20 protein-coding genes and 1 tRNA gene are annotated in these 21114 nt (G+C 59.8%); 10 read left to right on the top strand and 11 right to left on the bottom strand.

Annotation, left to right across the window (positions count from 1 at the left end):
• Positions 1–288: 288 nt before the first annotated feature.
• A complete protein-coding gene (locus AB6O04_RS01805) occupies positions 289–1854 on the top strand; it encodes a sodium/sugar symporter (RefSeq protein WP_368561921.1) in 1566 nt (521 codons plus the stop codon).
• Positions 1855–1988: 134 nt separating this feature from the next.
• On the top strand, positions 1989–2129 hold the full coding sequence (locus AB6O04_RS01810) for a hypothetical protein (RefSeq protein ID WP_368561922.1): 141 nt from the start codon (positions 1989–1991) through the stop codon (positions 2127–2129).
• Positions 2130–2653: 524 nt separating this feature from the next.
• Here the strand turns inward: AB6O04_RS01810 and AB6O04_RS01815 are convergent.
• Positions 2654–3364: an rRNA pseudouridine synthase gene (locus AB6O04_RS01815; protein WP_368561923.1), complete on the bottom strand. Its 711-nt coding sequence runs from the start codon at positions 3362–3364 to the stop codon at positions 2654–2656.
• A gap of 98 nt (positions 3365–3462) precedes the next feature.
• Here AB6O04_RS01815 and AB6O04_RS01820 point away from each other — a divergent pair, with 98 nt between their 5' ends.
• The 3 genes from AB6O04_RS01820 (at position 3463) to AB6O04_RS01830 (ending at position 7342) form a co-directional block, all read left to right on the top strand.
• Positions 3463–4317, top strand: a complete 855-nt coding sequence (locus tag AB6O04_RS01820; RefSeq protein ID WP_368561924.1) for a PA4780 family RIO1-like protein kinase — start codon at positions 3463–3465, stop codon at positions 4315–4317.
• Between the two features lie 434 nt (positions 4318–4751).
• Complete coding sequence (locus AB6O04_RS01825; RefSeq protein ID WP_368561925.1) at positions 4752–5222, top strand: hypothetical protein; 471 nt, start codon at positions 4752–4754, stop codon at positions 5220–5222.
• 1139 nt (positions 5223–6361) lie between these two features.
• Entirely contained in the window at positions 6362–7342 is a 981-nt protein-coding gene (locus AB6O04_RS01830; RefSeq protein WP_368561926.1) for a phytochelatin synthase family protein, read from the top strand.
• Between the two features lie 19 nt (positions 7343–7361).
• Here AB6O04_RS01830 and AB6O04_RS01835 read toward each other — a convergent pair whose 3' ends face one another.
• The 3 genes from AB6O04_RS01835 to AB6O04_RS01845 form a co-directional block, all read right to left on the bottom strand.
• Complete coding sequence (locus AB6O04_RS01835) at positions 7362–7778, bottom strand: hypothetical protein (protein ID WP_368561927.1); 417 nt, start codon at positions 7776–7778, stop codon at positions 7362–7364.
• Positions 7779–7996: 218 nt separating this feature from the next.
• Entirely contained in the window at positions 7997–8368 is a 372-nt protein-coding gene (locus AB6O04_RS01840) for a hypothetical protein (RefSeq protein WP_368561929.1), read from the bottom strand.
• 120 nt (positions 8369–8488) lie between these two features.
• Entirely contained in the window at positions 8489–9520 is a 1032-nt protein-coding gene (locus AB6O04_RS01845) for a GlxA family transcriptional regulator (protein WP_368561930.1), read from the bottom strand.
• A gap of 128 nt (positions 9521–9648) precedes the next feature.
• Here AB6O04_RS01845 and AB6O04_RS01850 point away from each other — a divergent pair, with 128 nt between their 5' ends.
• On the top strand, positions 9649–10992 hold the full coding sequence (locus AB6O04_RS01850; protein WP_368561931.1) for a vanadium-dependent haloperoxidase: 1344 nt from the start codon (positions 9649–9651) through the stop codon (positions 10990–10992).
• A gap of 266 nt (positions 10993–11258) precedes the next feature.
• Here the strand turns inward: AB6O04_RS01850 and AB6O04_RS01855 are convergent, their stop codons facing one another.
• From AB6O04_RS01855 to AB6O04_RS01865, 3 genes are all read right to left on the bottom strand, one after another.
• Complete coding sequence (locus AB6O04_RS01855; RefSeq protein WP_368561932.1) at positions 11259–13004, bottom strand: hypothetical protein; 1746 nt, start codon at positions 13002–13004, stop codon at positions 11259–11261.
• Positions 13005–13692: 688 nt separating this feature from the next.
• Positions 13693–14148 (bottom strand): hypothetical protein, encoded by a 456-nt coding sequence (locus tag AB6O04_RS01860; protein WP_368561933.1) that lies wholly within the window; start codon positions 14146–14148, stop codon positions 13693–13695.
• A 299-nt stretch (positions 14149–14447) separates the two neighbouring features.
• A tRNA-Phe gene (locus AB6O04_RS01865) sits at positions 14448–14523 on the bottom strand.
• Positions 14524–14700: 177 nt separating this feature from the next.
• Between AB6O04_RS01865 and AB6O04_RS01870 the strand changes: the two genes are divergently transcribed.
• Positions 14701–15168, top strand: coding sequence for a DUF6491 family protein (locus tag AB6O04_RS01870; RefSeq protein ID WP_368561934.1), 468 nt, complete (start codon positions 14701–14703; stop codon positions 15166–15168).
• 360 nt (positions 15169–15528) lie between these two features.
• Here AB6O04_RS01870 and AB6O04_RS01875 read toward each other — a convergent pair whose 3' ends face one another.
• The 4 genes from AB6O04_RS01875 to ftsY form a co-directional block, all read right to left on the bottom strand.
• Positions 15529–15798, bottom strand: coding sequence for an oxidative damage protection protein (locus tag AB6O04_RS01875; RefSeq protein WP_368561935.1), 270 nt, complete (start codon positions 15796–15798; stop codon positions 15529–15531).
• A 4-nt stretch (positions 15799–15802) separates the two neighbouring features.
• Entirely contained in the window at positions 15803–16852 is a 1050-nt protein-coding gene (gene mutY, locus AB6O04_RS01880) for an A/G-specific adenine glycosylase (protein ID WP_368561936.1), read from the bottom strand.
• Complete coding sequence (locus tag AB6O04_RS01885) at positions 16849–18168, bottom strand: hypothetical protein (protein ID WP_368561937.1); 1320 nt, start codon at positions 18166–18168, stop codon at positions 16849–16851. The genes mutY and AB6O04_RS01885 overlap by 4 nt, the downstream gene beginning before the upstream one ends.
• A 74-nt stretch (positions 18169–18242) precedes the next feature.
• On the bottom strand, positions 18243–19340 hold the full coding sequence (ftsY, locus tag AB6O04_RS01890) for a signal recognition particle-docking protein FtsY (protein WP_368561938.1): 1098 nt from the start codon (positions 19338–19340) through the stop codon (positions 18243–18245).
• 58 nt (positions 19341–19398) lie between these two features.
• On the opposite strand from ftsY, the gene rsmD reads away from it, so the two are divergent.
• From rsmD to AB6O04_RS01905, 3 genes are read left to right on the top strand one after another with little or no spacing between them, the layout of a single operon-like run.
• Entirely contained in the window at positions 19399–20022 is a 624-nt protein-coding gene (rsmD, locus tag AB6O04_RS01895) for a 16S rRNA (guanine(966)-N(2))-methyltransferase RsmD (RefSeq protein WP_368561940.1), read from the top strand.
• The gene (gene coaD / locus AB6O04_RS01900; RefSeq protein ID WP_368561941.1) at positions 20022–20525 is read left to right on the top strand and encodes a pantetheine-phosphate adenylyltransferase; all 504 of its coding nucleotides are present in this window, start codon (positions 20022–20024) and stop codon (positions 20523–20525) included. The genes rsmD and coaD overlap by 1 nt, the downstream gene beginning before the upstream one ends.
• 46 nt (positions 20526–20571) lie before the next feature.
• Positions 20572–21066, top strand: a complete 495-nt coding sequence (locus AB6O04_RS01905) for a hypothetical protein (RefSeq protein ID WP_368561942.1) — start codon at positions 20572–20574, stop codon at positions 21064–21066.
• Positions 21067–21114: the final 48 nt, after the last annotated feature.

The raw sequence follows: 21114 nt of genomic DNA on the forward strand, positions 1-21114 counted from the left end.
AAGCACTTGGATTTTCAGGCACCTGCAGCAGCCGGCCGGACCACGATCTAAGTCTTTGGCGGAAACAAACCAGCCATGGCCGCCTCATTCCTGTAATACCAATCACAATTCCTTGACAGCGCCACCGTTTTTGCGAAAGGTTACCGCCGCCCATGTGCCGAGCGACAAGTATCAGCACGATCTGGTGTCGCGGGTACGTGGAACAAGCGGCAGCCATGACGACATTCGCAACGCCTGCCCGGCAGCGCGGTTTCGAAAAACAACCATAGCGATACGAGGGAGAGGCTTGTGAGGTTAGCGACGTTGGATATAGCGATCGTGCTCGTCTACATGGCGGGCATTTTCGTGTTGGCGCAATGGGTGTCGCGCGAGAAGGCGGGGCATCAGAAGGACGCCCAGGATTACTTCCTGGCCAGCAAGTCGCTGCCTTGGTGGGCCATCGGCGCTTCGCTGATCGCCGCCAATATTTCCGCCGAACAGATCATCGGCATGTCCGGGTCCGGGTACGCCATCGGCTTGGCCATCGCTTCCTACGAATGGATGGCGGCGCTCACCTTGTTGATCGTCGGCAAGTTCTTCCTGCCGGTGTTCCTGCGCAATGGCATCTACACCATGCCGCAGTTCCTGGAGCAGCGTTACGGCGGCAACATCCGCACGTTGATGGCGGTGTTCTGGCTGGGCCTGTACGTGTTCGTCAACCTGACTTCGATCATGTGGCTGGGCTCCATCGCGGTCAGCCAGGTCACCGGCATGGACCAGATGCTGGCGCTGGTGCTGCTGGGCAGCTTTGCGCTGGTGTACCAGTTGTATGGCGGCCTGAAGGCGGTGGCGCTGACCGATATCGTGCAGGTGTCTTTGTTGGTATTGGGCGGCCTGTTGGTTTCCGCGCTTACCCTGAACCAGATCGGCGAAGGTGCAGGCATCGTGGCTGGTTTCCAGAAGCTGTGGAGTACGCATCCCGAACATTTCGAGATGATCCTCAGCAAGGACAATCCGTTCTACAAGGATCTGCCGGGCATCAGCGTGCTGATCGGCGGCATGTGGATCATGAATGTCAGCTACTGGGGCTTCAATCAGTACATCATCCAGCGCGCTTTGGCCGCCAAAGACATCAAGGAAGCGCAAAAGGGCGTGCTGTTCGCTGCATTCCTCAAGCTGCTGATGCCGGTGATCGTGGTGCTGCCGGGCATTGCCGCGGTGATGCTGGCGCCGACGTTGGGCAAGCCGGATGAGGCGTATCCGACGATGATGCGGCTGTTGCCAACCGGCATCCTGGGTCTGGTGTTTGCTGCGTTGGTGGCGGCCATCGTGGCGTCGCTGGCCTCGAAGATCAATTCCGTGGCCACCATCTTCACCCTTGATTTCTATGCCAAACGGAAGGGGCAGCAAGCCACCCAGGCGAAGCTGGTCAAAGTGGGCCGCATCGCCGCCACGGTTGCGGTGGTGCTGGGCATATTGACTGCCAAGCCGCTGCTGGGCAGCTTCGATCAAGCGTTCCAATACATCCAGGAATACACCGGCTTCTTCACCCCGGGCATCGTGGTGATCTTCATGCTGGGCCTGTTCTGGAAGCGCGCCAATGAGGCCGGCGCGTTGGCTGCGGCCATCGGTTCGTTCGTGCTGTCGGTCGTGCTGAAGCTGGCCTGGCCGTCGCTGCCCTTCATCGACCGTGTTGGCTTGGTGTTCCTTCTGGCGTTGGCATTGGCGGTGGTGGTGTCGCTGGCCACACCCAAGGCGGAGGGCAAGGACTTCATCCGCACCGATGACGTGAACTACAAGACCTCCGGTGGTTTCAACATCGGTGCCGTGGGCGTGATCGCGATTTTGACCGCGCTGTATACGTTGTTCTGGTAAACGCACAGCCGAGCGGCTTCTCGTAGAGCGGAGCTTGCTCGGCTGCTCTTCGGGCCGGGTGCGCTGGAATCCAATCCTCGAATCTACAAGCCAAGAGCAGCGGAGCAAGCTCCGCTCTACAAGGGTAGGTTGTGGTGTCGTTGGCCACACCCAAGGCTGTGGGCAAGGACTTCATCCGCACTGACGACGTGAACTACAAGACGTCCGGTGGTTTCAACATCGGTGCCGTGGGCGTGATCGCGATTTTGACCGCGCTGTATACGTTGTTCTGGTAAACGCACAGCCGAGCGGCTTCTCGTAGAGCGGAGCTTGCTCCGCTGCTTTTCGGCCGGATGCGCTGGAATCCACACGCTCGAATCTACAAGCCAAGAGCAGCGGAGCAAGCTCCGCTCTACAAGGGCAGGTGGTGGTGTCGCTGGCCACACCCAAGCGGAGGGCAAGGACTTCATCCGTACTGATGACGTGAACTACAAGACCTCCGGTGGTTTCAACATCGGTGCCGTGGGCGTGATCGCGATTTTGACCGCGCTGTATACGTTGTTCTGATAGTCGCAAGTTTGAATCGGACCGTCGGCCGGACCGGCGGTCCGCTCTTGTAAGGCCGAGAGTCAATCCGTCATGACGGCAGTGGCGGCTTAGCCTCCGTGTGGGAGCGACGTGAGTCGCGACCGGAAACTCCAGCGTCGCGACTCACGTCGCTCCCACACGGAATTCATCCGCGCTTTTGTAGAGCCGAGTTTGCCCGGCTGCTCTTTTGCTAAGGGCTTCACGACGGCATCGCTGCTACGGCAAGCGATAATCAGAAACGCGCTTCCACCGGCAGATAGCGCCACTCACCAACGGGCATTTTGCCCAGCGATACGCGGCCGACGCGTAGGCGCTTCATCGCCACGACCTCCAGGCCGGCCTCTTGGCAGCGATAACGAAGCTCGCCGGGCTGCACATTCTTGATGGCGAAGCGCAGACGTACCTCGTTCTGCCAACTGACCTTGCAGGGTGCCAGTCCCCGGCCCTCATAGACGCCGCCGTGGCTGATCCGGCCCAGCGTGTACGGCCCGGTGTCGCCGCGGATCTCCACCACGAACTCCTGTTCGATCTGCGCATAGTCCTCGGTCAGCCGGCGCCAGATACGGCCGTCTTGGCTCAGCACCAGCAGGCCGCTCGCCTCGGGGTCCATGGGCATCAGCGGCGTCAAGCGCAGCATGTGTCGCTTCAATGGCCGGATGCCCGAGGCATCCTCCGGCGTATGCGTCGCCGGCGTGACCAGCTGCACGGCGTCGTCCAGAGCAACGCCGGCGGGCTTGTGCAGCAGTAGGGTGGCAGGCTCTGTCGCGGCCAGCTGGGCGTCCGGATCGATCTCCACCCGTTCGGTGGTGACCAGCCGTTGCGGCAGTTCCACGGTTTCGCCGTCCACGGTGACCCAGCCTCCTTCGATGTACTGCTCGGCCTCCGAGCGCGAGCAGCCGGTCAGTTCTGCGACGCGTTTGGCTAAACGGATGGGCTCGGACATGAAGAAAATTCGGTGCGATTGGGCGTCTAGTGTAAAGATAGTGCGCGTGACTGCCCGGATTTCCCCTTTCCGGCCCATCTGCCCATTACCAGGAACCCATGAAGACGCCCGAAGGATTGCAAGCCCTGATAGACGATGGCGTGATCGACAAAGTTCTTCGTCCGCTGAAAAGCGGCAAGGAAGCGTCGGTATTCGTGGTGCACAGCGGCGGCGAGGTCCGCTGCGCCAAGGTGTACAAAGATTTGGCGAAGCGCAGTTTCCAGCAGCGCACGCTCTACCAGGAAGGTCGCAAAGTGCGCGGCAGCCGTGAGGCGCGCGCGATGGGCAAAGCCACGCGCTACGGCCGCAAGCAGCAGGAGGTCGCCTGGAAGAATGCGGAAGTAGACGCCTTGTACCAACTACACGATGCCGGCATGCGCGTGCCGGAGCCGTTCGGCTATTTCCACGGGGTGCTGGTCATGGAGCTGGTCGCCGACGCTGCCGGTCATTCCGCACCGCGCCTGAGCGAAGTGGAGCTGTCGGCGGAGCGTGCGCGCGAGTTCCATCGCATCCTGGTGCGCGAAGTGGTGAAGATGCTATGCGTGGGTTTGATTCACGGCGATCTATCGGAATACAACGTGCTGGTGGCTGAAGATGGTCCGGTGGTGATCGATTTCCCGCAAGTGGTCAGTGCAGCAGGCAACAACGCCAGCCGGCGATTGCTGTTGCGCGATGTCAATGCATTGACTGCACGCCTGGGCCGTTTCGCACCTGATCTGCTGGACACCTGGTACGGCGAAGAAATGTGGGCCCTGTACGAAGCAGGCAAGCTGCTGCCCGATACCGATCTGACCGGTAAGTTCGTGCACGACACATCACGCGTCAATGTGGAAAGCGTGCGCGATGCGATAGAAGATGCACGACAAGAAGCCATCATTCGCCAGCAGGGCAGGGAAGCAGCGAAAGAGGCCTAGGTGCATAGCTCTACAGGTATTTACATTTGCAGGATGGTTGCGCCCTCGCCCGGGTGCTGAAAGTCGGAAATCTATCTTTCGACATGATCTATTCGAATCTCCCGAAGCGCTGACGTGTGAAATTTCCGCGTTAGAAATTTGCTATGGGAAAGCGCCCAAATACGTGGCCCAGACTATTTTGCAATGCTGATCGCACTGGTGGCCGGCTTGTTCAGTTTGAAGTCGCCCTTTAACAGAGATTTGTTTCCGAATATTTTCAGCCACATAGGCAATTTGTGGTGCGTTTAGTATGCCCCCTGTTAATCCATATGATCGCCATGTGACGCCGTGATGAGTTTCCCGATCTAACATTTTGTTGATCGACGCCTGGGTATTATTCCCTCGAAAATTTCACCGCGGTTCGGCCTTCAGTAGCAATCCGGACGCCCCCAAAAATGTTTTCCGCTCGCTGGCCTTGGCAGGCCATCGCTACTGTGGTGCCGGCCATTTTTGCCAAGACGAATGCCCTGGCAAAGCGCCTGGTTCTGATGAAATGTCGTTTGTTGTTGGAGATATCGATTATGGGTTACTCCCTTCCCAAGCTTCCCACGGAATTCAATTGGCGAGATCTGTCGCCGTTTGGAATGGTCAAGGCCGTTTCGCTCGAATACCGCGGAAAGGAAATTGCCGTTATAGGGCCATTGCGTGAGGGCTGGATGGTTTCCATTACGCAACCCCTGGATGAAGAAGGTCCCCGCACCGTCGTGGTGGGCAATCGCCAGCAAGGCATGGCATGGGCCGCAAAATGGGTGAAGCAGCAGCTGACCACGCGTACCAAACCTCCAAGCGAACGTAGATCGCCGGTGGAAGATTTCAAAGCGGCTACGTGCAACGAGCGGCGTCCCGCTGCAATACTGGTGCATTGAAAATTAGAGTGTTTCTGCTCTTCTGATCAGAAGATTGCGCATGGCCATCCGCATGAGCGTAGCCGTGCGCCTTTGTTCTTTCGCGTGCTCGGCATGGGGTCCAAGCCATTCACTCTCGTGGTTTCTCCGTTAGGCCAGCACTGGCCAGCATTTGCTGAATTCGGCCGTCGACGTGAACCAGGTCATGTGGGCCCGCCGCATCACGTATCCCGTTGGCGCGTTCCGAGAATCCACGCCAGAAATCGGACTCTGGAAACTGCTCCTGCATGCCTGGTAGATCCCGTTCCAGGATATCCAGCATTGTGTCGAGATCGGAACGAGGTTTCATGTCGCAAAGCGTACCGCCAGTGCTGCGCAGTGCGCGTGACGCAGACATGCAAAAACAGAACATAGACTTGAAATAAGAGTTTGTTGTCCGATCGTGCGATCAAAAATAATCACAAAAGATCGACGTTTGGAAACATTCTGTAACCAAGCAACGCGAAGCTAACAGGCAAGTAATGAGTTTCTACCGGCCGCCAACCAAAGCTGCCGGTAAGTCCTGCTAGGAGAGCTACGATGAAGAAGTTGCTTGTCCGCGCGATGTTGGTTCTGGCAACGATTGGGATTGCCCTGCTGTTACTGGGATTGGCGTTTGCGCCGCAGGTTTGGTACTGATCCGTGAAGCCGGTGACTTAGGGCCGCTGCAACACCTGCCCGTACAAAGCGCCTCCAAAGTAAACATGCCAGTTGCCTTGCAGCCATAGGCTTTGAGTACCGTCCGCGAAAGGCGAAAGGCGAGATCAAGACTGGGGCCATCCCCGGCCGTCCCAGATACAAATCGCCGCCATTGACGTACATCACCTGACCGTTGCTCACGGCGTGGTGTAGGAGCCGGTTCCGAATGCCTATTCCGAGAAAATCTCACCCTGTGGTGAACGCAGCCAGACTTGGCGGGCATCAGTGCCTATGGTGTTGTGAGCGGGCGAAGCCTGCGAGCGACTCTGTGAAGCAGATGTCAAGTAGATGTGACGTGGGCACCAGCCATCGGAGGTTGTTATCACGCAGAGAACACCCGTTAAGTGCCATGTTGAGATGCGATAGATTCGGACGGGTGGCGTTGTAGTACGAAATCTTTCCATCTGGGTGGGAGAGATAAGATGAATCGCGGACGTGCTGGTGCGGCTTTAACCACGGAGTTCACTCCTGGGTCAGATACTCGTCAGCGTGGGAGCGTGGTCACGAAGAAGCGCGTCCTATCGATTGCTGGTGTCGCAATGTTGGGTCTTTTTATTCTGGCTAGTCTGCTGGTCTGGAACAGATTCTTCCGGTCCCCATCAGTCGATCTTCTGCCGCTTCCGGATAACCTGATTGCTCTTGAGTCTTCCGTTGGGAAAAAGTTTCTCGCGGAAAGTGAGTTTGTGGCCGACTACCAAGAGCTAATGGCGAGTTTCGTGGCGCAATCACGGCCGGCGTACTGCGGCGTAGCCACTTCCGTCATAGCGCTGAACGCATTAAGAAGTCCGGGACCGCCCCTTGATCAATCCACTTTCTTCAACGTGACTGCCAGGCAGGTGAAAGATCCTTTGCGTGTCAGCTTGACTGGCATGTCGTTGAGGCAACTCGGTGATCTGCTGCGCGCTCACGGCGCGGACGCCTCGGTCGTTTACGCGTCCGATACCGACATCGACAGTTTTCGCTCGGTCGCGCAAAGAAACTTGATGACGGACGGAGACTTCTTGTTGGTGAATTATCAGCGCGCCGAGCTGGGCCAAGTCGAGATGGGCCACATTTCTCCACTGGCCGCTTATCACGCTGGGGCAGATCGGTTTCTCATCTTGGACGTGGCCGCTTACAAATACCCATCGGTCTGGGTCTCCACCAAAGAACTGTGGAATGCAATGGGCGCTCCCGTGGGGTCTTCACCGCGCACACGCGGCTTCATTGTTGTTCGAGAGGGGGCGCTCACTCGGTCGGCATCGCTCTCTGTCAGCGAGTCGGTTTCAGTGCGGAATGACGACGTTGAGATGAAAGAAATTCCGCCCGGTTTGCCGGACCCACCATCGATTGAAAGCCGTCGTATAGACAGCTCATTTACGCCCTCCCGAAGCCAACGGGCCGAACAGGATCAGGTCGGCTAGCGAACGCAGCGGACAGCCGTCAAGGTTTGGCCTTCGTCCAAGCTTCGCCCGGCGCTTTGAAGTAGTTTCTGTACATGTATCCCCAAGGCAGAACCAGCGGCACGAGAACCACGCCCATCATGGTGGCGAACAATGTTTCCTGCCCGGAAGCATCCAGGCCGTCCGAAAGCCACAGAGGCACGCCAAAAGCCACGACCCAGATTACCTTCCACAGCAGTTCAAAGATCAACAATGGAAGCATCCGTAACGGGTAGCGTATTCCCCATGCACAAAGCAGGGTCAGCGCGCCCAGAAACGCCCGGACCACTGTCCCTGAATCCGCCGCCATATCAGGTGGGGAAATGATCAGGGGCCATATCGTCAGGCCCATGCCCACGGCAATAAGAAGATACATCGCCCTCAGCAGATAAAGTCGGAGAACGGATACTTCTGACATGGCGAGTCCATTGCGGCAGGTGTAGCCGGCATTCTCAACGATGCGATGCCTACGCGCGTATGCCAGCGGGCGGCCCTACTTCTGGCATGGCTGTCTGGAATGTGCAGGCCACTACTGGATCCGAGGTCAACTGCGTTGGTGGTGCGGCAGCAATGCACTCCACTGTCGGTGGCATGATGGGCTCGGTGCGCTTCCTCTAACGGTCTGGCAGGGACGGCTTATGAAGTCACGTTGGCAATCGGAGGCAGCAGGAAATAAGCGACGACCAACGTCGTGATGCAAAACAACGACAGAAAGTAGTTGAGGGCCGCAACGGTCACGACCGCAAAGGTTTTTATGTCGCGAGGTTTTCCGCTTCGCCAGTAGTAGATAGCCACCACGAGAGACAGCAATGCCGCTACACCAAGTCCGACAGGCGCATAGGGAAGCCATTGCGCGTGGGTCTCGCTCACTGCCGGGGTGACCACGCCAAAAGTGCGGAAATGATCGTTGGGGTAGGCAGTAAGGATGTGCGAGATCAGGCACCCGCTCGTCAACATAGCGACAAAGCTGCTGGCGTAGATACATACGGCTAGAACTACTCGGACCATGATGATTGGCTCGTTTAAACGATGTGGGTGTCCCGGAGAGCACGGCTTGCAAATGCTCGCGCACGTGGCCGGTCATCGCGGCAGGGAATTCAACGATCTCGATGCTTTTGCTATATGGCGCTATGAACGCGCGAACTCCGGTATTTGAAATCGCTTGCGGTAGGCACCTGGCGCAAGGCCGGTTGTGCGCTTGAACAAGCGCCGGAAGAAGGCAGGGTCTTCGTAACCGACGCGCCAGCTGATTTCATCCGCCGACGCATCGGTGCGCTCCAACCGGCGCTTGGCGTCTTCGATGCGCAAGCGTTGCACATAGGCAATCGGTGCGAGCCCGGTTGCCGTGGTGAAGCGCCGTTTGAACGTGCGTTCGGCAAGCTTCGAACGCTTGATCATCTCCTCCACCGGATTGGCCATCGAGAAATGCGTGCTCAACCAGTGTTGCGCACTCTGGATCTCGGCGTCGCCATGATCGCTCTTGCCCTTGAAGGTGATGTAGGGCGTGAGACCGTCCTGGTGCCACTGCAGCGCAAACATGCGCGCCACCTCGTGCGCATCAGTAGCTCCCACGTAGCGCGCGATGAGATAGAGCGCCATGTCGTGCCAGGTCATCGACGCCCCGGAGGTGACCAGCTCTTCGTGCTGGCCTGAAATCACCAGCACACGCTCCGGGTGGACGGTCACCGCCGGATAGATGGCCGCGAACTCTTGCGCATAGCCGAAGTGCACCGTCGCGTCCTTGCCATCGAACAACCCCGTTTCAGCCAACAAAAAGATGCCCGAACACGCCGAGCACAGCACTGCGCCACCTGCGTGCATGCGCTGCAACCAATCCACGAGCCGCGGATAGCGATCTTTCTCCCAACCTGATTCGCGCAACAGCACCGACGGCACAATCACGATGTCGGTAGCGTCCAGGGTATCGATCGAGCGCTGCACTTGGATCGGGACACCGCTGGCCAGCTCGATGGGGCCGACCGATTCGCCGACGATCTCGATGTTGAACGGCGGGAGGTTCTGCGCATTCAATAGGACAGGAGCATTCATCACGTCGTAAATGCCCGCCAGCGTCGAGACCACAGCGTCCGGCAACGCCAGCAAGGCGATATGGCGCCCGGGGCGTGCTGGTGATGCGGGGAGCGCGGAGGACCCTGGCATGGCGGGATTCTACAGGCTGGCACGAACGGACCGGTATCGGGTGATTTCAGCACTGCTGTGAACCGGGTCGCGTCGCGACCATGGGCAGCTGTTCCACCCAGCCCGTATTGACGAAGGACGATTAACTGATGAATACCTCCATTATCTCAAGAGGCGCTTTCGGCCGCGTCTTGAGCCTCGCCGCCCTGATCCTCGCCGCCCTGGCCGTGCCACCCGCCATGGCCAGCGACGCGGCGGATGTGGCTCCGGATTCCCGCCAAAATGCCGTCGTGCACTGGAACACCATTGCGGACCAAGCCTTCGCGCCCAGCCAGGGAACGAATCCCATGGCGCAATCTCGCACCCTGGCGATCCTTCATGCGTCGATCCACGACGCGCTCAATGCGATCGACCGCCGCTACACGCCCTACACCCCGGGCTTAACCGCAGCGCCAACGGCTTCTGCCGACGCCGCCGTGGCAACAGCGGCACGCGAAGTCCTGGTGAGCCTGCTGCCCGACCAGGCCGCGCTCGTCCAGACCGCGTACGACCAAGCGATCGCGGCCGTACCCGACAGCGCGGCCAGGAATGCCGGCGTAGACCTCGGCCGCGCAGCCGCGTGGGCGACCATGCGCCGCCGTCACGGCGACGGGGCCGACACTGCCGCGCAGCCTGTATATGTGCCGGGGTCCGGCCCTGGGGAGTACCAGTTCACCGCGCCGTTCGATTTCTCGGCCCAGCCCAGCTGGGGTCGCATGCAGCCTTTCGTCATCGATCTTCGCGATCACAGCACCCAGGGGCCGCTCACGCTCACCAGTGCGCAATACGCCCACGATCTGGCTTACGTCAAAAAAATCGGACACGCCGCCAGCAAGACAAGAACACCCGAACAGTCGGAAATCGCAAAGTTCTGGTACGAGGATTCTCCGTTGGGCTGGAACCGAATCGCCAACGCCGTCGTGCGGCAGCGTGGTCTCGATTCCTGGGAAGCGGCGCGTGCTTTCACCCTGGTTAATTTCGCCATGGCCGACGGCTTCATCGCGGGCTTCAACGCAAAGTACAAGCATCGCTTCTGGCGGCCCGTGACCGCGATCCACGCCGCGGACTCCGATGGCAACCCGCGCACGGTAGCCGATGCCACCTGGCAGCCGTTCATGACAACGCCCCCCGTCCCCGATTACCCGTCCACGCACACAGTCTTGGGCTGGGCCGCCGCTGAAGTGCTGATCGACCTCTTCGGCGATAAGGAACGCTACGCCATGACCAGCGCGACATTGCCGGGCGTGACCCGCCAGTACCAAGGCTTCTCGCAGGCCGCACAAGAAAATGGGTTGTCCCGCCTATACGCCGGAATCCATTTTCCGCATGCCGTGAAGCATGGGCGGCGCCAAGGTCGTAGTGTCGGCCAAGTGGTAGCTCGGGCGCTTGCGCCGGTTTCTTCGCGGCGTCACGTCGCTGACGCGCACAACAGTGTTGTCGGGTCTAGTCCGTGAGCTAGCCTGCCCAACTGACAAGCCGCACATGGCTGGTTAGCCCGTACCGCTAACGTGGAAGTTGGTTCGTCGGCAAAGACGGCGAGCGGATTATTGAGCGGGACCTAACACTCCGCTGGCGACTGCTTAGCTAGAAGGCGCCGCCAGCGGGTTGGGCTGTGAAATGACGGAGCGCTACACAGTAATCCGCTCGTGCATTGTCCAGTGCGATAAGGGGTTTAGCGGACCACTCACCGGTGGCCGCCCGCCCAGTGTGATCTGACCAGTCAGGGAGACCACGACGATGGCACCCGCCGCTTGCGCGAGGTTGTTTCCTCTGGCCATTTGTCGCGGGTAAGTAGGTGATCTTCGGCGGGTCCTTCTGGTGCTTTGGTAACAGCCAGCTCTGTGAATGTTAGCTGTGGACGAGTTGCTATAGGCTCCCATGCTCTTCGAAGTTTGTATGTCCCGGGATCGTAAGTCACTGCTTCGGAGAAGCCGGATACGGCAAGACTACCGTGGTATCTGTAGAGCCAATCAAATCGCCGAACCGTCCATGCCGAAGCGAGTCGCAGTATCGCCCGCTCTGGTCGTGATCCGAACCGTCCCTTTCCCTTCCCGCGGCCACGTACCCAACCGATGTTTAGACATAGGCCGAGCAGCCTGGCCCCGACATAATTGGGGAAGTAGTCAAGTTCCGAGATCTTGCTCCAAAGCATTCGAGCTACTCTTTCCCTTACTTCTGCCATCACCGGCTCGGCGTCGCCTGTGTGCCTGTCGAAGATCACAGTCCAAACAGTGTTGTGCTGAATCCACCAGCTGGTATCGTTAGGTGCCTTTACACCAGATGCATCGAACAGAAGTTTGCAAGCTAGGTCGGCGAGTCTCTGTATGGGGTTTTCGTACTCATTCAACTCACCCCATTGAGACACGCTTACGGGCCCCTTAGCTAATTCAAGGGAAACTTCTCGGATGAATGTCAACAATCCTTTGGCGCATCTAACATCATCGGACTCCAGTAAGAGGTCGCTTGTTCCGTTCAGTCGTTGAAGCCGTCGGGTAGCAGATTCCAAGGTGAAGAAGATGTCGGCGATTGTGCGCGAGTGAGTTGGACGTGTCCGGCTCACATAGCTGGAAAACGCGTGGCCGCTCGCACGCAAGTACGCTTCCCACTCGTCAGCATCCCAATCCACGGCGTTGGGGATCGAGAAGGTGTGCTGGAGGCGGTCAAGCGTATCAATATTGCCAAAGATGCATCGGCTGAGCGGTTGAGTATGCGCCGCTAGTCCTGATCGCCAGTCAGAAGTCTCACGATGCAGAAATGACTTTTTTTCCTTGACAGCGGCCGCTAACACGTTGCGTGCAAGTGGCGCCATGCTAGGTGCGGCCTTGGTATGGGTGTGCAATGCTTCAAAGAGATTGTGAAGCGTGCCGGGTGCCGCCTTCACTGCGGCGTGACAAAACCCTGGGTCCGTCATCACCTGAAGCATTCCCACACCACAACTCAAGCGTTCCCGATCACTGTCGGGCGCCGCTTCATGATATCTGCTGGCGATGGAGATGATATTCCTAGCCGACTGCTCGATGGCATCAGCGACATGCGCAAGCTCAGACTGATCTCCCAGGATCGTCGCCCGATAGGTGACGCTGATAAAATGCCTAGAATTTCTTTCGTTGAATCTCGGAGGATAAAGAAATGCGGTCACGATCCATAGCAGGATCACTGCCAAGAACAACGCTCCTAACAGTCCCTGCCATGCAACTGGGGTGATGAGATTTCCTGCTGGGACGGGCCATCCAGACGCACGCCATATATCTGTTGCCAACGTGAGGACGCCGACGGCAGCCACCGTATGGAAGGCGAGGTGTCTGACTGGCAATCGTGCTGTCTGAATGTGGAAACGATAGCGCCGGTCGCCTATCGTCCAAGCAATGATGATTAAGGCGAGCGCCGCAAAGTACTCGGCAGAGCCGAAAATCGTCGCGCCGGTCGGATCAAGTGCCTCAAAGCAAAGCAAAGCATGGCAGTTCATTGGCGATCCCCTTCCATCTGAAATCTGGCGTTGTCGGAGCCATCTAGCATGGGTGCAGCGGCCAACTGAGCTGCCATGCAGTCGTGTGCACAAACGAGTGCATCACACGTTCACGCAGTCAGAGACTGCGCGACGTGGGGTAGGAATTTTCTGAGCTGCGCTGATCCCATCGCCTGAGTTAAGAACCATCGTTGATTGGTGACTGCATATTTGAGGGGCGAAAAAGCATGTGGACGGGGCTTCCATGCGGCTCGAAACAAACGGATTTGTTGGGGAGCACTCAATCCTTGCGGGCGCGTACCATCAAAGGATAGAACACCGAATTCCGGAACCATGTACTGAGAAAGAAAAGATAAGTGAGGCACAAGAAATCGATGACAATGCAAATGACCTTATTTCCATCAATGCCAGATGCCTTGTCGACTAGTACAAGACAGGACGCTAGGGCAGCTCCGTAGACTGCGTAAAGCGGTGTCATCGATTTTTCGCCTCGTGTGATCACGGCAGTCACTTCCGAGGCTCTCTCCAAAATTCGTATGTAGGCATCGCGTAACAAGGCGACGACTGTGAACAGCACAAGCGCACTCTGCACAACAACAATCACGTACGGATCTGTATGAAACATGCTAGGCGCGCCTAATGGCTGAACCAGTTCGAGCCGCAATACGGCGCCGGATCGCCTGAATGGTCAATGCGCAGGGCCCGCTGCTCCAAACAGAATAAGTACGCGCCATGCAGTGAACAGCAGCACGCCGAGAGAAAGCAGCCTAAACTGCCAGTCGAAGAAGGCCTTCGCCCTCTTGTTTTGGCTTGTCAGTGCCTCATTTCCAGCGGCCCATGCAATAGCGAGTTCTTCCGGCGACGACGGCTGCTGCGGATGCGACCCATCGGTGAACTGGAGCAGCTGGAAGTTGGTTTCTATTGCAGATTGGATGCTCATAACGTGCTTGCAGCCAAGGAGAAAGCTGAGAAGCCAACTTGAAATTGCGCCGAGTCCGAGCCACACCACCCAATCAGGAGTGGAGCCGTCTAATTTCTGAAGTGCGTAGCCGAGCGCAGCTCCTGTTGCGGCTAGAAGGAAGTAGACGTACTTAGAATGTCCATCAGCGTGAACTCGATTGAGATGTATCAGTTCGTCAGACATTTGATGAGGTCCCCAACCACTCAGTACGGACCCTGAGGTCCGATTACGCGACATAGTCACAGGGCGCCCTACGGGGCCCCCATCCCCTTGATGCGCCTTTGATGCTATGCCTCGGGGGCCCGACTCACAAGCTAGCGCTAGTGCGCCCCAGCGAAGCTGCTTCGTGCAACTGCGTTTCCAGCCAAAATATTGTTCTTGATTTTATGCAGCTCGGCATTCCAGCCACTTGTGTACAGAACGAAAGAGCCCGCGAGATGCGCGGGCTCTTTGTGTATCAATAGCTTCCATGCTTGTAAGCATGGTGGCCGGGGAGGGAATCGAACCCCCGACACAGGGATTTTCAATCCCTTGCTCTACCAACTGAGCTACCCGGCCAAGGTCTACGCGGTGCGGCCATTAGCCGTGCGAGAGGGCGGCATGATACGTATTGCGCGGCTGGCTGGCAAGCCGCATGGGCGCTGAACGCGGGAAATGCCTGGTCTGCTTGGCTCGCTTGGGCGGGTGCATCATTCCTTGGACGAGAAATCCCGCAAGAAGATTGGAATCGATGCCATGAAACGCCTGATGATGCTGTGCCTGATGACGGTAATGGGTGCCGGTGCCCTGTCCGCCTGCTCCAGCCTGCCCAATCAAGCCGAAGCCGAACGACTGGAGCTGTATCGCTCGCATGCGGGTGAACCGGTCCCAAGCTTTCACTACTTCGGCACGCTGAACGGATGGACGCCGCTGAGCGACAGCGCGCTGACCGTTTGGACCCGTCCCAATCAGGCCTATTTGCTGGAACTTAGCGGTCCCTGCCAGGATTTGGAGTACGCGATCGCCATTGGCGTCACCAACACCATGGGACGCGTCTATTCCCGCTTTGACGACGTGATTGTCCGCGGCGGTGGCGGAGTTAGCGGCAACCGCTTTCCTTGCCGCATCCTGAGCATCCGCCCGTTGGACGTCAAAGCGTTGAAAGCTACCCAGAAGGAAATGCGCGAAGCTGCCTTGGTGGAGCGCGAAGCTGGGAAGCAATGAGCTATTGATCGACCCTTCCACCTGTAGGAGCTCCGGGACGGTGGTAGGAGCGGCGTCCCGCCGCGAGCTTTGACCAGCTTCGCTGTTGAAGAGCTTTTAGCTTTTCCCGCGACCTGGCAGGAAGAGCTCGCGCCGGGACGGCGCTCCTACAGATGGTAGAACCGGTACGGAGGCAATCATGCGTAAACGTCCTATTCCACCGGGACGGTGGTAGGAGCGGCGTCCCGCCGCGAGCTTTGACCAGCTTCGCTGTTGAAGAGCTTTTAGCTTTTCCCGCGACCTGACAGGAAGAGCTCGCGCCGGGACGGCGCTCCTACGGGTTTGAGGGCGCTCCTACAGAAGCAAGCGCGCGTAAACGTCCTATTCCTCCGCCACGTAGCCGGCCGGTTTGTCGGCACCGCCGCCGAACAGGAACTTTTCCATCTCCGCTTCCAAAAACGCCCGGTGCTTGGCGTCGCGCGGAGACAGGCGGTTCTCGTTGATCAGCATGGTCTGATGCGCCAGCCAGGCGGCCCACGCCGGCTTGCCGATGTGCGCATACACCCGTTGGCCCAGCGGACCGGGATAGGGCACGAAATCGAGACCTTCGGTTTCGCGCTTTTCGTATTCGCAGAAGACAGTTCGCGGCATGGTTTCAATTTTCCAGGAGTTTGCGGATAGGCGCGGGCAGGCCCAACGATTTCAGGCCGGCACGGTCGACCCAGCGCAGGTCGTCATTGTCGCGCACGACATCGCGGGCGGCGAGCGCCTGCCAGCGCAGCGGGTGCATGCGCAACTTGTAATGGGAAAACACGTGCGGCAGTTCCGGCAGCGCTTCGCCATGGTCGTAGTCACCATGCAGATGTCGTTGGAACCAATCGCGCGCGATCTCGTGGTCCGCCGCTTCCGGCAACGACCACAGCGATGCCCAGATGCCGACGGGTGGTCGCCGTTGCAGCAGTATCTGTCCTTGCTCGTTCTCAGCCAACAGGATTACCGCTATGCGCTCGGGCAGCGGTTTGCCGGGTTTCGAGGTCGGTAGCTCTTCCACTCGTCCCTCACGCAACGCAACGCAATCATCTTGCAGCACGCACAACATGCATGCGGGATCATGGCGCGTGCAAAGGGTAGCGCCGAAATCCATCTGTGCCTGTGTGTAATCAGCCATCCGCGTAGCGGGAAGATGCTGCTCCGCCAACGTCCACATCTGCTTTTCCACCGCAGGCAGGCCGGGCCAGCCGCTGATGCCGTGATAGCGGGCCAGCACGCGCTTGACGTTGCCGTCCAGAATGGAAAATCGATCGCCCCATGCCTGCGAAAGGATCGCGCCTGCGGTGCTCCGGCCAATGCCGGGCAGAGCGACCAGCTTATCGAAATCGCGCGGAAGGTCGCCGCCATGCTGCTCCACGCAGATCCGCGCCGCGGCATGCAGGTTGCGTGCGCGGGCGTAGTAGCCAAGCCCCGACCATTGCGCCAGTACGTCATCCAGTGATGCCGCAGCCAGCGCAGGCACATCGGGGAAGGCAGCGACGAAACGTTCGAAATAAGGAATGACCGTTTTCACCTGCGTCTGCTGCAGCATGATTTCCGACAGCCAGACGCGGTAAGGCGCACGCGGATGCTGCCACGGCAGGTCATGACGGCCGGAAGTATCGAACCAGCCCAGCAGCCGTGCGGAAAAAGCATCTTGCTGCGCGGAACTCATTGGATTGCGGCCTCTGTAGGAATCGTCGGGTCTTCCATTTCTACTTCCACACCGCGCAGCACTGCTCCGGAAACTTCCAGGTGTGGTGTAGTGAGCCGGCCGCTTAGCGGCGGCAACGGAACCGAATTGTCGAATGCGTCAGTCCATGCCAGCACATCAAACAAGCGGAAACGGCCGTCGAAGCGGGTGTCATCGCGCTCCAGCTGCAGCGTGGCAATGGCGGACAGATCAACCTTACCCACGTAGCCGAGTGCGAAGGGTAGCGGTGCTTGCGATTGGCCCAATGGCGGCGGCAACGCAGGCCAGGCTTGTGGCCATTCGCGCAGTTGACCACTCAGTGCCAACTGCAAATCCTCGGCCAGCGAAAAACCACCGACCGCATCCAGCGTGGGAATCGCACCTTCGCCACGCAACGCCAACGCAGCCGGTCGCAAGATCACCGCGCTGGATTCGAATGCCAGTGGTCCAGCAATGCCCAGTGCGAACGGGTGCGATTGATCGCCGGCGATGTAGCGTGCGCTGGCACCTACGCGCAGTGGGTCAATACGCAGCGCGTCCTGCGTGTGCAGCTGGCCGGACAGATGGATGCGCGTGGGCAACCGCCACTCGGCGGTTTCCGGTGCTATTTCACCCACCACGCCTATGCCGCTTGCCTGTCCCAGTTTGTTCAAGGTGAGCGCAATATCGAAAGGCGCGCGCAGCGTGGCAGCCTGATAGCGTCCTTGCAGTTGCGCGCGCAAAGGTTTGTCGGCGGAGAGCGAAGGTATCTCGCCGTCCAAGGCTTCTATCGTCCAATCCGTACCGATCACGCGGCCGCGCACGATGCGCAAGCCGTTGGTTACGGTGGGTATGCGGGTTTCGCCAGGTGGTCGCTTGGCTTGCCACGCCTGGAAAGCGGCGATATCAAACACCGGCGCATCCAGTTCCAAACGCGTTGCGGTCAAGTCGCGGCCGCGGGCGCGCAAAGTGGACCAGGGTACGGAGATCAGGATGCGCTCGGCGGTCAGCACCGGCTTGTTCGAACCTTTTTCCCGAGCGGTGACGTTACGTACGATGAGCTGCGGTGTACCGCGCAAGCGATATTCGCCGACGCCGGTGGCGGTGATCTCAAGCCCTAGCGTGTCACCGGCCAAATCCAGAATGGCGGGAGCGAGGTATTCCGGTCTCAGTAGCCAACGGGCTATCAACGCCGCGAGCAGCGAAAGAGCGAAGAGAGTCAGCAGCGCGATCTTCCAGCGCCGGCGTCGGGTGCTTCCTCTGTTCGCGTCATCGGACGGCGAAAGGGTCTCTACGGAAGATGGTTTCTTCTTCGCCACTCAGCCGCTCCCGAGCCCTGGCCTGCTTGCAAGCCAGGAGCCGTGAGCCGCGATGGCGATGGCTGCCCCGGGCATCAGCTGCCCAGCGTCTCCGGTAGCAGCGCGTCGACAAAGGCTTCGGCATCGAACACGCGCAGGTCTTCCGGGCGCTCGCCGATACCCGCGAAACGGATCGGAATGCCGAACTCGCGTGCCAGTGCAAACACCACGCCGCCCTTGGCCGTGCCGTCCAGCTTGGTCACCACCAGTCCTGTAACGCCGACTGCCGCGTGGAACTGGCGCAGCTGCGACAAGGCGTTCTGGCCGGTGGTGCCGTCGATCACCATCAGTACCTCGTGCGGCGCCGCGGTATCCAGTTTTCCCAGCACGCGGCGGATCTTGCCCAGTTCGTTCATCAAGCCGGTCTGGGTGTGCAGGCGTCCGGCAGTATCGGCGATCAGTACTTCGATCCCACGTGCCTTGGCGGCCTGCAATGCGTCGAATGCCACGGATGCGGGATCGGCGTCCTGGCCCTGGGCGACGACGGGTACGCCGTTGCGCTCGCCCCAGGCCTGCAACTGTGCCACTGCGGCGGCGCGGAAGGTGTCGCCGGCCGCCAACATCAGGCTACGGCCTTCGTCCTTGAAGCGACGCGCCAGCTTGCCGATGGTGGTGGTTTTGCCAACCCCGTTGACGCCTACCGTCAGCAGCACGAAAGGGCTGGCGCCGGGGTCGATGATCAGCGGTTTCGCGACAGGCGCAAGCATGGCGATCAGTTCGGCGCGCAGCGCGGTCAACAGCGCCCGGGCATCGGAAAACTCGCGCGCCTTCATGCGCTTGCGCAGGTTTTCGATCAGCGCGGTGGTGGCCGGCACACCGACATCGGCGGTCAGCAGCGCGGTCTCGATTTCGTCCAGCAGGTCATCGTCGAGCTTCGGATTGCGCGAGAACAGGCTGCCCAGGCCGCGCGCAAAGCCGGTGCCGCGCAGACGTTCGCGCCAGCCGGGCTTGCCCGCCGGGGCGGGGGCAGCGGTGGGTGGCGTGGGTGCTGGCGGCGCGGGCACAGGCAATTCCGCCGCGGCGGAGGGCTGCGGCGGAGCGTCGGAAATCGGGGTTTCCTGCGGCGCTGGCGTCTGCGTTTCGGGCAGGGTCGCGGGCGCGTCAGGCTTCTTGCGTCGGAACCAGCTGACCATGACACAGACAATCGCGGAGAATAGGCGGCATGTTATCACCCGCTTCCCACAAGCTCCGATGAAGCCCGCGCGCAAACCCGCGGCAACGGGCAACATCCGCATCATCGGCGGCCGCTGGCGCGGTACCAAGCTGAGCGTGCCCGACAGCCCCGGCCTGCGCCCCAGCAGCGACCGCGTTCGCGAGACCCTGTTCAACTGGCTGATGCCGAAGCTTCCGGGCGCGCGCGTGCTGGATTTGTTCGCTGGCACCGGAGCGCTGGGGCTGGAAGCCATGTCGCGCGGAGCGGCTCAGGCGGTGCTGGTGGAGCGTGATCCGGCGCTGGTGCGCAACCTGCGTGAAACCGTGGAGCGGCTGGCGGCACAGCCAAACGTACAAGTGGTCGCGCAGGACGCAATGGCCTGGCTGGCCTCGGCGCCAGCGGGGACCTTCGACATCGCCTTCCTGGATCCGCCCTTTGCCGAGGGATTGTGGGAAAAAGCACTCACTGCTCTCCTGCCCGTGCTGGCGAATGGCGCGTGGATCTACGTGGAGGCGCCCGCGGACGTTGTGCCGCCGGCCCCCGCAAGCTGGGCGCTGCACCGCGAAGGTCGCACCCGCGAGGTGCGTTTTGCCCTGTATCGTGCCCCCGACGGGCACAGCGCTGATACACTCCGCTACGACGTATCGGCGGCTAAGACTTGATGAGCGTGGCACGCACCCGCACTGCGGTTTATCCCGGCACATTCGATCCCATCACGAACGGCCACATCGACCTGATAGACCGCGCAGCGCCGTTGTTCGAGCGTGTGGTGGTTGGCGTGGCGGAAAGCCCGGGCAAAGGGCCTGCGCTGCCGTTGGCCCAGCGCGTGGAGCTGGCTCGCGAAGCACTGGCCCACCATTCCCATGTTGAAGTGCGCGGATTCGACCGGCTGCTGGCGCATTTCGTCAAGGAAGTGGGCGGCGGCGTTCTGTTGCGCGGCCTACGCGCGGTTTCGGACTTCGAATACGAATTCCAGCTGGCCAGCATGAACCGCCATCTGATACCCGAGGTGGAGACGTTGTTTCTCACACCCGCCGAGCAGTATGGCTTCATCTCTTCTTCGCTGGTGCGCGAAATAGCGCGCCTGGGCGGTGATGTATCCGGCTTCGTGCCGCCGGGGGTTGCCGCCGCGTTGCAAGCGCAGTGGCGGCAGGGCGCGAATTGAAGTTTGCAGGACATTCTTACAACGATTTCACAGGAGGGGAAAACCCATGAAAAACATCGCAACTCGAATTTTGCTGATCGCGTGCCTGGTCGTCCCGTTCGCCGCCTGCAAGAAGCAGGAAGAGGCGAAAGTCGACGCAGAGCCGGCTGCTCTGGTGGTTCCAGGCAAGGACGATGACGCCGGCTGGCGCACCTATCTGTCGGAAGTGGTGACCCGCAACATGGGCAACATCACCAATACCCCGTTCCTGTACTACCTGCCGCCGGAATCCGATCCGGAGTTCGATGCCAAGTACGAGCGCTCGGCGGAACAGGCCAAGAACGCGATCGCCCGCGGCATCGTCGGTGGCAACCTGATCGCTTTCGGCTCGCCAGCATCTTCCCGCATGGCGGACATGGCCGTGGCCTCATTCGAGGGCGTGGAGCCGGGCACCATGAAGGGCGTGCGCGTACTGTTCATCGGCGATGCCGCCGATGGCGAACGCGTAAAAGCCGCGGTTGAGCCGGCCGGTGTCGAATACGTTTTTATCGAAGCTAAGTGACGAACCGGCGCGTGGCCGCACAGCGGCCGCGCGCCGGGTCGTCATCCC

It is taken from the genome of Pseudoxanthomonas sp. UTMC 1351 (assembly GCF_040948865.1).
GTDB lineage: Bacteria > Pseudomonadota > Gammaproteobacteria > Xanthomonadales > Xanthomonadaceae > Pseudoxanthomonas_A.

Bases quoted from the DNA above. Each gene is read 5' to 3' on its own strand.
- coaD (WP_368561941.1), top strand. From the start codon at position 20,022: ATGAGCGTGGCACGCACCCGCACTGCGGTTTATCCCGGCACATTCGAT.
- rsmD (WP_368561940.1), top strand. From the start codon at position 19,399: ATGAAGCCCGCGCGCAAACCCGCGGCAACGGGCAACATCCGCATCATC.
- AB6O04_RS01825 (WP_368561925.1), top strand. From the start codon at position 4,752: ATGTTTTCCGCTCGCTGGCCTTGGCAGGCCATCGCTACTGTGGTGCCG.
- AB6O04_RS01870 (WP_368561934.1), top strand. From the start codon at position 14,701: ATGAAACGCCTGATGATGCTGTGCCTGATGACGGTAATGGGTGCCGGT.
- mutY (WP_368561936.1), bottom strand. From the start codon at position 16,852: ATGAGTTCCGCGCAGCAAGATGCTTTTTCCGCACGGCTGCTGGGCTGG.
- AB6O04_RS01855 (WP_368561932.1), bottom strand. From the start codon at position 13,004: ATGAACTGCCATGCTTTGCTTTGCTTTGAGGCACTTGATCCGACCGGC.
- AB6O04_RS01850 (WP_368561931.1), top strand. From the start codon at position 9,649: ATGAATACCTCCATTATCTCAAGAGGCGCTTTCGGCCGCGTCTTGAGC.
- AB6O04_RS01845 (WP_368561930.1), bottom strand. From the start codon at position 9,520: ATGCCAGGGTCCTCCGCGCTCCCCGCATCACCAGCACGCCCCGGGCGC.
- AB6O04_RS01835 (WP_368561927.1), bottom strand. From the start codon at position 7,778: ATGTCAGAAGTATCCGTTCTCCGACTTTATCTGCTGAGGGCGATGTAT.
- AB6O04_RS01905 (WP_368561942.1), top strand. From the start codon at position 20,572: ATGAAAAACATCGCAACTCGAATTTTGCTGATCGCGTGCCTGGTCGTC.
- AB6O04_RS01815 (WP_368561923.1), bottom strand. From the start codon at position 3,364: ATGTCCGAGCCCATCCGTTTAGCCAAACGCGTCGCAGAACTGACCGGC.
- ftsY (WP_368561938.1), bottom strand. From the start codon at position 19,340: ATGGTCAGCTGGTTCCGACGCAAGAAGCCTGACGCGCCCGCGACCCTG.
- AB6O04_RS01860 (WP_368561933.1), bottom strand. From the start codon at position 14,148: ATGTCTGACGAACTGATACATCTCAATCGAGTTCACGCTGATGGACAT.
- AB6O04_RS01875 (WP_368561935.1), bottom strand. From the start codon at position 15,798: ATGCCGCGAACTGTCTTCTGCGAATACGAAAAGCGCGAAACCGAAGGT.
- AB6O04_RS01840 (WP_368561929.1), bottom strand. From the start codon at position 8,368: ATGGTCCGAGTAGTTCTAGCCGTATGTATCTACGCCAGCAGCTTTGTC.
- AB6O04_RS01830 (WP_368561926.1), top strand. From the start codon at position 6,362: ATGAATCGCGGACGTGCTGGTGCGGCTTTAACCACGGAGTTCACTCCT.
- AB6O04_RS01820 (WP_368561924.1), top strand. From the start codon at position 3,463: ATGAAGACGCCCGAAGGATTGCAAGCCCTGATAGACGATGGCGTGATC.